The 12720-nt window shown below is 70.6% G+C and carries 12 protein-coding genes and 2 pseudogenes; 6 read left to right on the top strand and 8 right to left on the bottom strand.

Translation table 11 applies throughout. The features are described 5' to 3' along the window. Positions 1-135: 135 nt before the first annotated feature. From QQM39_RS40490 to QQM39_RS40480, 3 genes are all read left to right on the top strand, one after another. The gene (locus QQM39_RS40490; protein WP_302002561.1) at positions 136-1569 is read left to right on the top strand and encodes a PLP-dependent aminotransferase family protein; all 1434 of its coding nucleotides are present in this window, start codon (positions 136-138) and stop codon (positions 1567-1569) included. A 149-nt stretch (positions 1570-1718) separates the two neighbouring features. Continuing rightward, positions 1719-3293, top strand: a complete 1575-nt coding sequence (locus tag QQM39_RS40485; protein ID WP_302002560.1) for an alkaline phosphatase — start codon at positions 1719-1721, stop codon at positions 3291-3293. A 188-nt stretch (positions 3294-3481) separates the two neighbouring features. Next, positions 3482-4918, top strand: coding sequence for a GNAT family N-acetyltransferase (locus QQM39_RS40480; protein WP_302002559.1), 1437 nt, complete (start codon positions 3482-3484; stop codon positions 4916-4918). 12 nt (positions 4919-4930) lie between these two features. Here the strand turns inward: QQM39_RS40480 and QQM39_RS40475 are convergent, their stop codons facing one another. Beyond that, positions 4931-6184 carry a PLP-dependent aspartate aminotransferase family protein gene (locus tag QQM39_RS40475; RefSeq protein WP_302002558.1) on the bottom strand — a complete coding sequence of 418 codons (1254 nt, stop codon included), beginning with the start codon at positions 6182-6184 and terminating at the stop codon, positions 4931-4933. Between the two features lie 59 nt (positions 6185-6243). Here QQM39_RS40475 and QQM39_RS40470 point away from each other — a divergent pair, with 59 nt between their 5' ends. Next, positions 6244-6735 (top strand): Lrp/AsnC family transcriptional regulator, encoded by a 492-nt coding sequence (locus QQM39_RS40470; RefSeq protein WP_302002557.1) that lies wholly within the window; start codon positions 6244-6246, stop codon positions 6733-6735. A gap of 32 nt (positions 6736-6767) precedes the next feature. Next, entirely contained in the window at positions 6768-8456 is a 1689-nt protein-coding gene (locus QQM39_RS40465) for a DUF885 domain-containing protein (protein WP_302002556.1), read from the top strand. A 14-nt stretch (positions 8457-8470) separates the two neighbouring features. On the opposite strand, the pseudogene QQM39_RS40460 reads toward QQM39_RS40465, so the two are convergent. The 3 genes and pseudogenes from QQM39_RS40460 to QQM39_RS40450 all read right to left on the bottom strand — a co-directional run. Beyond that, positions 8471-8860, bottom strand: a pseudogene (locus QQM39_RS40460) (SDR family oxidoreductase); the annotation flags it as partial. Positions 8861-8867: 7 nt separating this feature from the next. Then, positions 8868-9200, bottom strand: a pseudogene (locus QQM39_RS40455) (Imm21 family immunity protein); the annotation flags it as partial. Between the two features lie 57 nt (positions 9201-9257). After that, the gene (locus QQM39_RS40450; RefSeq protein WP_302002555.1) at positions 9258-9734 is read right to left on the bottom strand and encodes a rhodanese-like domain-containing protein; all 477 of its coding nucleotides are present in this window, start codon (positions 9732-9734) and stop codon (positions 9258-9260) included. A gap of 141 nt (positions 9735-9875) precedes the next feature. Here QQM39_RS40450 and QQM39_RS40445 point away from each other — a divergent pair, with 141 nt between their 5' ends. Then, on the top strand, positions 9876-10322 hold the full coding sequence (locus QQM39_RS40445; protein WP_302002554.1) for an Lrp/AsnC family transcriptional regulator: 447 nt from the start codon (positions 9876-9878) through the stop codon (positions 10320-10322). Positions 10323-10443: 121 nt separating this feature from the next. Here QQM39_RS40445 and QQM39_RS40440 read toward each other — a convergent pair whose 3' ends face one another. The 4 genes from QQM39_RS40440 to QQM39_RS40425 all read right to left on the bottom strand — a co-directional run bounded on the left by QQM39_RS40440 (position 10444) and on the right by QQM39_RS40425 (position 12437). Continuing rightward, positions 10444-10590, bottom strand: a complete 147-nt coding sequence (locus tag QQM39_RS40440) for a hypothetical protein (protein ID WP_302002553.1) — start codon at positions 10588-10590, stop codon at positions 10444-10446. A 178-nt stretch (positions 10591-10768) separates the two neighbouring features. Next, positions 10769-11143, bottom strand: a complete 375-nt coding sequence (locus tag QQM39_RS40435) for a hypothetical protein (protein WP_302003897.1) — start codon at positions 11141-11143, stop codon at positions 10769-10771. A gap of 17 nt (positions 11144-11160) precedes the next feature. After that, entirely contained in the window at positions 11161-11607 is a 447-nt protein-coding gene (locus QQM39_RS40430) for a hypothetical protein (RefSeq protein WP_302002552.1), read from the bottom strand. 329 nt (positions 11608-11936) lie between these two features. Next, positions 11937-12437 (bottom strand): Arm DNA-binding domain-containing protein, encoded by a 501-nt coding sequence (locus tag QQM39_RS40425; protein ID WP_302002551.1) that lies wholly within the window; start codon positions 12435-12437, stop codon positions 11937-11939. Between the last annotated feature and the right edge of the window lie 283 nt (positions 12438-12720).

Raw genomic sequence — 12720 nt, 5'->3', positions numbered from 1 at the left:
CGGTCCGGATTAAGGTCCACTTTCATGACTCCATCGGAGACCAATTCCGCCGGGTGGCCGACGCGGTCCACCGCGACGCCGTGCGCCGCCGAGCCGAGCAGGCCGGGACGTTCCGCAGGCGACGCGGAGCGTCAGGTGCCCTCCCCCGCCTGGGAGTTGCTCCTGCCCGCCGCGTCGGCGCCGGCACGCGCGCGTGGGCGTTCGCTGCAGGCGGCGCTGCGTGAGGCGGTGCGGTCGGGGCGGCTCGCGCCGGGTACGCGGCTGCCGTCGAGCCGGGATCTCGCCGCCGACCTCGGCGTGTCGCGCGGGCTGGTCACCGAGGCGTACGAGCAGTTGACGGCGGAGGGCTATCTGCGCAGCGGCCGGGGTGCCGGGACCTGGGTGGGCGATGCGGTGCGGGCCGCCGGGCCACGCGCGCGTGACCTCGCGCCGCGCTCCGCCGACGCCAGGGCCGACTTCGTGCCCGGGACGCCGGACGTGTCGCTGTTCCCGCGTGCCGCGTGGGCGGCGGCCCAGCGCGGGGTGCTGGCCGAGCTGCCGCACCACGAGCTCGGCTATCCCGACCCGCGCGGGCTGCCCCGGCTGCGTACGGCGCTCGCCGAACTGCTCGCTCGCCGCCGGGGCGTGGTCGCGGACCCGGAGCGCATCGTGGTCGTCTCCGGGGTGGCGCAGGCGACGACGCTGCTCGGCTCCGTGCTGCACGCGCGCGGGATGCGCGAAGTCGGCGTCGAGGACCCGGGAAGCCCGCAGCACGACGCCCTCTATGCCGCCGCCGGCGCCACCACCCTGCCACTGCCGCTGGACGAGGAGGGGCTCGCCATGGGCCCACTGCGGGAGTCGGGCGTACGGTCCGTCGTCACGACCCCGGCCCACCAGTTCCCCACCGGCATCGCCTACTCCGCCCGTCGCCGCACCGAGCTGCTCGACTGGGCGCGGTCCGTCGAGGGCGTCGTCCTCGAGGACGACTACGACGGGGATTTCCGGTACGATCGCGCCCCGGTCGGTGCGCTCCAGGGACTCGACCCCGAGCGCGTCGCCTACGCGGGGTCGGTCAGCAAGTCCCTCGCTCCGGGCCTGCGGCTGGGCTGGCTGCTCGTACCGGAGTCGCTGGCCGAGGACGTCGTCGAGCGGAAACGGACCATGGATCTCGGTCATCCGGCCCTGGATCAGGCGCTGTTCGCCCGGTTCCTGGAACGTGGTGACTACGACCGCCAGCTGCGCCGCTGCCAGCGCGCGTACCGGGAGCGTCGTGACACCCTCGTCGCCGCTCTGGAGGAGCACTTTCCGGGCGCGGAGGTGACCGGGATCGCCGCGGGCCTGCACGTCATCGCCGCCCTGCCGGAACGGTACGGACCTCAGGAACGGTTCCTCGCGCGCGTGGCCGCGGCCGGGGTCGCGGTGCGCCCCCTGAGGGACTACGGACACGCGCGTGCCGGTGACGGGAACCGGCCGGGCGTGCGGCTGGTCCTGGGATACGCGCACCTGTCGCCCACGCGGATCCGGGCGGGCGTACGGCTGATGGCCGAGGCGGTCGTCGACCGCCGGGGGACTGCATCTACCGGTAGGTGACCGGAACCGTACGTCCGCCTGTCTCCCACGCGACTCCCCGGTTCCCTTGCCGATGCGGTCAGTTGTTCACTTGTGGTTTCCGTGTGCGCTGCGGCGCACCAGTAGTTGTGGCACTGCACACTGGCCGGATCCCGTCCCTGGAGGCCTCCATGTCACACCGTCCGTTCCCGGGCCGTCGCAGCGTCCTGCGCGGCTCGCTCGCCGCCTCGGCGGCGCTCACCCTGCCCACGGCCCTCGGCTCGGCACCGGCGTTCGCCCTGTCGGGACGCCCCAAGGCGGGATGGGGCGTACAGACGGGAGACGTGACCTGCGACTCAGGGCTCGTGTGGGTGCGGTCGGACCGTCCGGCCCGGATGGTCGTCGAGACGTCCGCCACCGAGTCGTTCCGCAACCCGCGCAGATGGCAGGGCCCGCTGCTCGGCACCGACACGGACTTCACCGGCACGACCCGGCTGCGCGGTCTGCCGTCCGGCGAGCAGATCCACTACCGCGTCCTGCTCGCCGACCCGGACGACCCGCGCCGCACCGGCGAGCCCGTCACCGGCACCTTCCGTACGGCCTCCGCGCGGCGGCGCGACGGGGTGCGCTTCGTGTGGTCGGGCGACCTGGCCGGGCAGGGCTGGGGCATCAGCCCGGACTTCGGCGGCTACCGGATCTACAACGCGATGGCCGCGCTGGACCCGGACTTCTTCCTCTGCAGCGGCGACAACGTCTACGCCGACGGCCCGATCTCGGCCGCCGTCACCCTGCCCGACGGCAGCACCTGGCGGAACATCACCACCGAGGAGAAGTCCAAGGTCGCCGAGACCCTGGCGGAGTTCCGCGGCAACTTCCGCTACAACCTGCTCGACGAGAACCTCAAGCGGTTCAACGCCCAGGTCCCGTCCATCATCCAGTGGGACGACCACGAGGTGACCAACAACTGGTACCCCGGTGAGATCCTCGGCGACGCCCGCTACACGGAGAAGAACGTCGACGTCCTGGCCGCTCGCGCCCGGCAGGCGTTCTCGGAGTACTTCCCCATCTCGACCCTGCGCCGCCCCGACGGCCGCGTGTACCGGGTGATCAACCACGGCCCGCTGCTGGACGTGTTCGTGCTGGACATGCGCACCTACCGCAACGCCAACTCCACGGACGACCAGGCCACCGACGCGCAGGGCATCCTCGGCGCCGAGCAGCTGAACTGGCTCAAGCGTGAGCTGTCCCGCTCCCGGGCGGTATGGAAGGTGATCGCCTCCGACATGCCGCTCGGCCTGGTGGTACCGGACACCGGCGACGGCAAGCCGAACATCGAGGCCGTCGCCCAGGGCGACCCGGGGGCGCCGCTGGGGCGGGAGCTGCAGATCGCCGAGCTGCTGCGGTTCATCAAGCACCGCAGGATCACGGGCACGGTGTGGCTGACCGCGGACGTGCACTACACCTCGGCCCAGCACTACCAGCCGTCACGGGCGGCCTTCACCGACTTCGAGCCGTTCTGGGAGTTCGTCTCCGGCCCGCTCAACGCGGGCGCGTTCCCGGCGAACACCCTGGACAACACCTTCGGCCCGGAGCGGGTGTTCATCAAGGCGCCGACGACCGCGAACGTCTCGCCAGCCGGGGGCTACCAGTTCTTCGGCGAGGTCGACATCGACGGCGGCAGCGGCGAGCTGACGGTACGCCTGCGCGAGTCGGACGGCACCGTGCTGTTCACGCAGGTGCTGCAGCCGGGCCGGGTCGGTCAGTAGATCCCGTAGCCTGAAATCCGTGCCGCGCACCGGTGTCATCCCCCGGTGTGCGGCACGGTCGTGCCGGTCGGGCCCGCAACATAATTGAAAAACCCACAAATTAGACATAAGCCTTCTTTACCGCCCGGTCACAAAGCGTTCGTGATCACGCAACACCGTTCCTTCACAGTGGGTGCATGAGTCGAGACATGTCTGATGTGACGCGTGCGAAGCACGGACGTCCTGTACACCACTGGCGGCGTGACGTCATCGAACTCGCCGCGCTCTTCACGGCGGTGGCGGTGGCCGACGCCGTGGCGAACCTGATCGGGCACGGGCCCGACGGACCGACGCTACTGCTGATCTCGGCGGCCGTGCTGGTCGCCACGGCGGGGTTCCACACATGGTGGGCACGCCGCCACGGTCACGCACCGCCGACAGGCGATACCGGTGCCCGGCCGCGCTCCGAGGAGCGGGCCGGGCAGTCGGACGCCGGACCGTCGCACCAGGCGCGGGCTGCGGCCGCGACGGTGCCCGGGGACAGTGCGCTGTGGCGGATGCGGACGACGGTGAAGGACGAACCGGGATCGCTGGCCACGCTGTGCACGGCGCTCGCCGAGCTGCGGGTCGACATCCTGAGCCTGCAGACGCACCCGCTGGCCGAGGGCACGGTGGACGAGTTCCTGCTGCGCGCGCCCGGCGGGCTCGCGGCGGCCGAGATCACCCGCGCGGTCTCGGTGGCCGGCGGTGCCGGGACCTGGATCGAGCGGGCCGACGCCCATGACCTCGTGGACGCGCCAACCCGGGTGCTCGGCCTCGCCACCCGTACCGCCCTGGACGCGGCGGAACTGCCGCTGGCGCTGCGGCAGTTGCTGGGCCGGTGCACCATCCGGTCGCTGCCCGCCGTGCCGGCCGGGGGCGGCCGGGGGCCGGAGCCGGTACCGATGGAAGGGGCTCTGGAGGAGACCGTGATGCGGCTGCGGGCGCCGGAAGGTGGAGTGATCACTGTGGAGCGGCCGTATCTGCCGTTCACACCGACCGAGTTCGCGCGGGCGCGGGCGCTCGTGGAGCTGGACTCGCGGCTCGGCCCGCGTGTGCCGCGCAGCCAGGACGTGCTGACGCTGCCCGAGGGCAACGACATCACCGTGCGCCGGGCGGACACCGGTGACCTTCGGGCCGCCAGGGAGATGCACGAGCGGTGCTCGGCGCGGACGCTCGGGAGGCGGTACCACGGGCCGGTCGGTGACGCGGAGCGCTATCTCAACCATCTGCTCAGTCCGCGGTTCGGGCGGACGCTCGCGGTGCAGACCGCGTCGGGGCGCGTCGTCGGGCTCGGTCATCTGCTGTGGGACGGTGACGAGACGGAGGTCGCGCTGCTCGTCGAGGACGCGTGGCAGCGGCGTGGCATCGGCAGCGAGTTGCTGCGCAGGCTGGTGGGGATGGCCGTTGATGCGGGCTGCGAGAGTGTGTACGCCGTGACGCAGTCGTCCAACACCGGGATGGTCGCGGCGATGCGGGGGCTGGGGCTCCCCCTCGACTATCAGATCGAGGAGGGGACCCTCGTCATCACGGCTCGTCTGGATGGTTCGCTGGACGAGCCGGTTACGGAACGGCTTTCGCGTGCGGGTGAGTTGGGTAAGGCCTGAGCGCCATGGAGGCTAGGGCTGTGTGGTGAGTGCGGGCTTGTTGTGGCTTGTCGCGCCCCGCGGCGGAGCCGCATGTCGATACCGTCCCGCGCCCCTTCGGGGGCGTCCCAGCGCGGCGTCCAGATCTGACCACAGGTCCTCCACGTCCTCCAGGCCCACCGACATCCGCAGCAACCGGTCGCTCACCCCGGCATCCCGGCGGTCGTCCGCGTCCACGACGCGGTGGCTGATGGATGCCGGGTGCTGGATCAGGGTGTCGACGCTGCCCAGGCTCACGGCGGGGGTGATCAGGCGGACGCCGGCGATGACCTCGTGCGGGTCGCCGTGGACCTCGAAGGCGATCATCGCGCCACCGATGCGGGGGTAGTGGACGCGGGCGACGCGCGGGTGGGCGGCGAGGCGGCGGGCGAGTTCGGCGGCGGTCGCGGAGGCGGCCCGGACGCGTACCGGCAGGGTGGACAGGCCGCGCAGCAGCAGATAGCCGGCCAGCGGATGCAGGACACCGCCCGTGGCGAACCGTATCTGCCGCAGCCGTCCGGCGAACTCCTCGTCGCAGGCCACCACGCCCGCCATCACGTCCCCGTGTCCGCCGAGGTACTTGGTGGCGCTGTGCAGCACCAGCCGTGCGCCCTGTTCGGCGGGGCGCTGGAGGACCGGCGTGGCGAACGTGTTGTCCGCGAGCAGCGGGACCGAGCCGCAGGCATGGGCCACCGCCCGAAGGTCCACCTCGGCGAGGGTCGGATTCGCCGGGGACTCCACCATCACCAGACCGGTGTCCGGGCGCAGCGCCTCCGCGATCCCGGCCGGGTCGGTCCAGGTCACCTCCGAGCCCAGCAGTCCGGCGGTCAGCAGGTGGTCGCTGCAGCCGTACAGCGGACGTACGGCGACGACGTGGCGCAGGCCCATCGAGGCCCGTACGAGAAGAACCGCGCTCAGCGCCGCCATCCCGCTGGCGAAGGCGACCGCCGCCTCGGTGCCCTCCAGGCGGGCCAGGGCGGTCTCGAAGCGGGCGACGGTCGGATTGCCCAGGCGGCCGTAGACGGGCGGGCCGTCCGGCTCCGCTCCGGTCGTGGCGAACGCGTCGATGCGGGCGGCCTCGCCGCGGCTGTCGTAGGAGGGGTACGTGGTCGACAGGTCGATCGGCGGAGCGTGCAGTCCCTGCCGGGCGAGGTCGTCGCGGCCGGCGTGCACGGCCTCGGTGGCTAGTGCTCTGGGTGCGGGGCGGCGTACGGCGTCGTACGCCTGCGTGTCCAGGGGCGTGTCCATGACCGAAGGGTGAACATCGACCGGGGGACAGTGGTGATACTCCGTGCTACGTTCGGTCAATGGGCGAATCTGTCGTACTGGACCCGGTGGATCTCCAGCTGCTGAGACTTCTGCAGAACGACGCCCGGGCCACTTACCGCGACCTCGCCGCGCAGGTCGGGGTCGCGCCCTCGACCTGCCTGGACCGGGTGACGCGGCTGCGCCGCTCGGGCGTGATCCTCGGCCACCGGCTTCAGCTCGATCCGGCGAAACTCGGGCGGGGGCTGCAAGCGCTGCTGTCCGTGCAGGTCAGGCCGCACCGACGGGAGTTGGTGGGGCCGTTCGTGGAACGGATCCGCGCCCTGCCGGAGGCGCTGACCGTCTTCCACCTCACCGGTCCCGACGACTACCTCGTCCATGTCGCGGTGGCGGACATGGCGGATCTGCAGCGCCTGGTCCTGGACGAGTTCACCGCCCGCCGGGAGGTCGCCCGGGTGGAGACCCGGTTGATCTTCCAGCAGTGGGACTGCGGCCCCATGCTGCCGCCTTCGCCCTCAGCTCAATCCGAGTGACGTACCGCGGCCCTCGTATGAGGATGGACCGCATGTCTGAGACCAACAGCCCGCTGCCCCGTGAGGTCGCCGACGCCTATGTCGACGAACTCATCGCCCTCGACCCGGTCACCGGTACGTATCTCGGCGTGAAGGAGAGTTCGAGCAGGCTTCCCGACCTCTCCCCCGCGGGCCAGGAGGCGCTCGCGGACCTCGCGCGGGCCACACTCGCGCGGCTCGACGAGGCCGAACGCCGGCCCGGCGCGGACAGTGACATCGAGCGCCGGTGTGCGCGCCTGCTGCGCGAGCGGCTGACCGCGGAACTCGCCGTGCACGAGACCGACGAGGGCCTGCGCACGGTCGGGAACATGGCCACGCCCGCGCACTCGGTGCGCGAGATCTTCACGGTCACACCGAACCAGACCGACGAGGACTGGGCGGCGATCGCCGAGCGGCTGCGCGCGGTGCCGGCCGCGTACGCGGGGTACCGCGAGTCCCTCGCGCTGGGTCTGGAGCGCAAGCTGTACGCGGCCCCGCGCCCGACGGCCACCTTCGTCGAGCAGCTCACCGAGTGGTCCGACACCGGCGAGGGGCGCGGCTGGTTCGAGGACTTCGCCGCGGACGGTCCCGAGGCGCTGCGCGCGGAGCTGGACGAGGCCGCCCGCGGGGCGACGGCCGCCGTGGTGGAACTGCGGGACTGGATGCGCGAGGTGTACGCGCCGGCGATCGAGGGCGCGCCGAACACGGTGGGCCGCGAGCGCTACGCCCGCTGGGCCCGTTACTTCAACGGCATCGACCTCGACCTGGACGAGGCGTACGCGTACGGCTGGTCCGAGTACCACCGGCTGCTCGGCGAGATGAAGAAGGAGGCCGAGAGGATCCTCCCGGGCGCCGCGACGCCCTGGGTGGCCCTTGCGCATCTCGACGAGCACGGCAAGCACATCGAGGGCGTCGACGAGGTCCGCGACTGGCTCCAGGGCCTGATGGACGAGGCGATCGAGAAGCTCGACGGCACGCACTTCGAACTCGCCGAGCCGGTACGCAAGGTGGAGTCGTGCATCGCCCCGCCCGGGGGTGCGGCGGCGCCGTACTACACGCCCCCGTCGGAGGACTTCTCGCGTCCGGGCCGCACCTGGCTGCCGACGATGGGCCAGACCCGCTTCCCGGTCTACGACCTGGTCTCGACGTGGTACCACGAGGGCGTCCCCGGCCATCACCTCCAGCTCGCGCAGTGGACGTATGTCGCCGGGAACCTCTCCCGTTACCAGGCCACCATCGGCGGGGTCAGCGCCAACGCCGAGGGCTGGGCACTGTACGCGGAGCGGCTCATGGACGAGCTCGGCTTCCTCACCGACCCGGAGCACCGGCTCGGTTACCTCGACGCGCAGATGATGCGGGCCGCCCGCGTCATCGTCGACATCGGCATGCACCTGGAGCTTCAGATCCCGGCCGACTCCCCGTTCCACCCGGGCGAGCGCTGGACTCCGGAGCTGGCCCAGGAGTTCTTCGGCTCGCACAGCAGCCGTCCGGCGGACTTCGTGGAGAGCGAGCTGACCCGCTATCTGACGATCCCGGGCCAGGCCATCGGCTACAAGCTCGGCGAGCGGGCGTGGCTGCTGGGCCGCGACAAGGCACGCGAGCGGCACGGGGACGCCTTCGACCTCAAGGCCTGGCACATGGCGGCCCTGTCCCAGGGTTCCCTGGGCCTGGACGACCTGGTGGACGAGCTGGCCGCGCTCTGACGGTCACCTTGTGATCAGCGCCGGAACCCGCCCTCGGAGTCGATGACCTGACCGGTGATCCAGCCCGCCTCGTCCGTCGCCAGCCAGGCGATGAGGCGGGCGGGGTCGTCGGGCATTCCCCACCGCCCGGCGGGGAAGCGGGCCGCCACGGCCTCGTACGCCTCGCCGGTCAGGTAGTCCGTGTCCACGGGGCCGGGGTTGACGGTGTTCACCGTGATCCCCTGCTCGGCGAGCGTGGTCGACAGGGAGCGGGTGATCGAGGCGAGGGCGCCCTTCTGGAGGGCGTAGGCGATCTCGCCGGGCATGCCGCCCGCGATGTCCTGGCCGGAGGTCATCATCACGACGCGGCCCCCGGGGCCGGCCGGCCTCAGCCGGGCGTGGGCCTGGACGAGCAACAGCACCGAGCCAGCGCACCTCGTGTTCCCAGACCGCCGTGGCGAGGGCGGCCGGAACCCGGGCCAGCAGTTCCTCCTCGGAGTCGGCCGCACACCAGCGTACGAAGGCGCCGTGGTCGGGCAGGTAGGAGGTCGAGGCGGGCTCGTCACCGAACACCAGCGCCGCGCTGTCGCCCACGGGCAGGAGTCCGACCGACCCGTCGACCTCGCAGGCCCGGTCGTAGTCCGAGGCCGTCTCGTCGCCGTCGGCGCCCGCCCAGAACGGCAGCACTGTCTCGGGTACGGCTATCAGGGGGCCGCCGCCCGACTCCACCCACTCCACCGCGCCCGGTTCCGCGTATCGCACCATGGCAGCAGAACCTACACGCACCGCGGGCCCGCCCTCTCACCGCGCCCGGCCTCCCCCTCAGCAACCGCAGTTGTCGGCGTCCACCGGTGCCGTGAGCGGGTCGGTGGTGCGGCGCTCGCGGCCCTGCCAGGTCTCGAACTCGAAGCCCTCGCGTGCCCAGTACTCGAAGCCGCCGAGCATCTCCTTGACCTGGTAGCCGAGTTCGGCGAGGGCGAGGGCGGCGCGGGTCGCGCCGTTGCAGCCGGGGCCCCAGCAGTACGTCACGACGGGCACGGACTTGTCGAGGAGCTGCTCGGCCTGCTCGGGGATGAGGGCGGTGGGCAGGTGGATCGCGCCCGGGATGTGGCCCTGTTCCCAGGAGTCGGTGGAACGGGAGTCCAGGACCACGAACCCGGGGTCCCCGTCGGCCGCGAGCGCGGCGGCGACGTCGGACACGTCGGCGTGGAAGACGAGGCTCGCACGGAAGTGGGCGGCGGCCTCGGCCGGCGCGGCGGGCGCGACCCGCAGTACGGGGTTCACGGTGGTGGCGGTCATGATCTGGTTCCTTCCCCGGCGGATCTCGATCCCTGGCGGATCTCGACGACCAGAAATCTACGGCCGCTGATCCCCTTCCTGAAGGGCCGTTCCACGGCGCTGACCTTGATCCGGCGGGGATTCCCCTGCTATTCCTCGGGCATGACCGCGTATTCCCCGGACGCCACCGACTGGCGCATCCTCGACGTCCTCCAGCGCGAAGGCCGCGCCAGCTTCGCCGAGCTGGCGCGTGCCGTCTCCATGTCCGCGAGCGCGGTCACGGAACGGGTACGGCGGCTGGAGGAGGCGGGCGTCATCCGGGGGTACGCGGCGGTCGTCGACCCCGAGCGGCTGGGCCTGCCGATCCTGGCCTTCGTACGCCTTCGCTATCCGAACGGTAACTACAAGCCGTTCCACGACCTGGTCGCCGCGACACCGGAGATCCTGGAGGCGCACCACGTGACGGGCGACGACTGCTTCGTCATCAAGGTCGCCGCGCGGTCGATGCGGCACCTGGAGGAGGTGTCCGGCAAGATCGGCACACTGGGCTCGGTGACGACGAGCGTGGTCTACTCGTCCCCGCTGCCCCGCCGGCCGCTGGGGCACTGACGGGCCTCGGCATCGGGGCGGAACACAACCGCCGCGTCCTGGCAGTCCTCGCCTACCTCACGGCCCGAGGCGGCCGGTAGGGAGTGGAGACCGGCCGGTACGGGATCCTGTCGTTCACGCCTTACGCGCCGCGCTGCCGCAGCACCGACCCCGATCTCCCCTTCACGACCTCCAGTTGCGCATGGATGCGCCGCCGCAGATCGGCGACATGGCTGACGATCCCGACGCTGCGGTCGCGCTCGCGCAGGGAGTCGAGGACGTCGAGCACCTCGTCGAGGGTCTGGTCGTCGAGGCTGCCGAAGCCCTCGTCGATGAACAGGATGTCGCAAGATCGAATTCTACGGGAGCACTAGCTCTGACCAGGCAAAACAGGGTATGAAAAGCCCCTCGGAGTGATCTCCGAGGGGCTCTCGTGTCGACAGGGGGACAAACGGGGGACGGCGCGATCAGGCGGCGCCCAGCGCCTCGTCCCGAAGGGCTGGCCGTACGACGCGCAGATGCCGGTCGCCTGTTTCTTCGTCGACCGAGGCGGTGGTCGCCGCTTGCTCTATTTCTTCTCCGTCGCGGACTGGGGTGGGGAGTTGCATGGGGTGCGCCTGGGCCGTCTGGGCTTGCTCATCGGTGGGCTTCTCGACGCCGTTGCGGCGTGGTACCAGATCAAGGGGTGCGTTGGCGGCGGCTTGTTCGAACTGTGGCAGCAGGCTGGTGTAGGTGTCGGCAGTGAGTTGGTAGCTGGTGTGGCCGAGCAGGGCTTGGATGGCTTTCATCGACAGGCCGGCGGCCAAGCTGAGTGATGCGGCGCAGTGACGCAGATCGTGCAGGCGGACCGGCGGGAGGCCTATGCGCTGGATGAATCTCCAGAAGGCTTGGGAGACATTTGGGGGTTGTGGGGGCGGCCGTCCGGGCGCGTGAAGACGTAGCCGGAGTCGACGTACGGACCGTACTTCGTGGGGTCTTGGCGGTGTTTCTCCTCCCATTCGGCGCGTTGGGCTTTCTGTACGTCGCGCCAGGCAGTGAGCAGAGCCAGTGTGGCGTAGTCGAGGGCGATGGCACGACGGCCGCTGCGGCTCTTGGGGGTGTCCTGCCACATGTTGTAATTCGAGTCGGTGACGAGTTGTCCCGAGACGTAGGCCACGCCTTTGGTCAGGTCGAGTTCGGTCCAGGACAGGCCTGTTGCCTCGCCGCGGCGCGGTGCCCGGTAGACCATGAGGTGCCACATGATGTACATGGGGTGGTTGACGGCTGCGTCGAGGAACTGGCCGGTCTGTTCTGGGGTCCAGACCATGACGGGTCCGGGCTTCTCGCCGGTTTCGCGCCAGCAGGCTACGCGCTCGTCGGTCCAAACGAGCGGTTGGGGGCGTTCGTATTTGGGGAGGACGACGAGCTTGGCCCGTTCTGGGTGATCAGCTTTTCGCTCACCGCGTCACCGAGTGCGGCGGAGAGGCAGTCGAGTATCTCTTCTGCGAGGCGGGGCCTGTGTTCTGGCGAGGCTTGGCCTTGGCTTCCTTGAGGGCTGCGCGGGCCTGGTCCCATGCCTGGCGAAGTTCTGGCGGCCGTGGGGTGGGGGCCTGTCTCCAGGCTCGGTGGGCGGCCTCGCATTCGATTTTGGCCAGCTCAGCCGCTTCCTGGTTGGCCTTCTTGATCTCGTTGAATGCCCATATCTGCTGGAACATCTCCTGGATGTGGCGGTCGCGGAGTGCGAGGTGGCCGAGGGCAGGTTTGAATGCGGTCGATGAAGTCGCGGTAGCCGAAGCGGGTTTTGCGTTTGAGGTCGACACGCTTGGCGTGCCAACGGTCTAGGTACTCGGCGACGGTTTCCTTGGTGTCGACGTCGATGCCACCCTGGGCTTGGTCCCACAGCTTCTGTGCTGCTTCCTTGGCTTGGTTTTGGGTGAGGAAGCCGCCCTTGCGGGGGCGTCGGCGCTTGCCGCCGGGGCCGTCGGGAAGCTTGACGTAGTAGTACCAGGTGCCGTGATCGCGTTTTTTGAGCAGGGGGCATGCGGAGCCGAGTTCACGCACCTTGGGCTTGCCGTTCGCGTCGATGATGGGCTGTCCGTCTGCGTCGAGCTTGGGTTCGGTGCACTTGCATCGCTTGTAGGTGCTGCCGTCGAACACGCGGGATCCCCCTGACTGTGCCGGGTTATGCCTTAGTAGCTGTTGTCGTTCCGATCTTGAGCGGTGTCCGTCGAACGGGAGTCTCGATTGGGTGGTCGCGAGGTGTTCGGCGCATACGAGCAGGGCCTCCTGAACAGCTCGTTGGTGTCGAATCACCGAGCAACATCAGGAGGCCCTGGTGCCGCAGTGTTCCGTGTCGATGGGCGCGCAGTCCAGTTCAGTCACGCTGGAGTGTGACTGTCTGGCTCACCGGTTCGGAAACGCCGCCGACAACGGGTTTCGG

Source organism: Streptomyces sp. DT2A-34 (assembly GCF_030499515.1).
Classification (GTDB): domain Bacteria; phylum Actinomycetota; class Actinomycetes; order Streptomycetales; family Streptomycetaceae; genus Streptomyces.
This window is presented reverse-complemented; position numbering and strand designations above follow the sequence as displayed.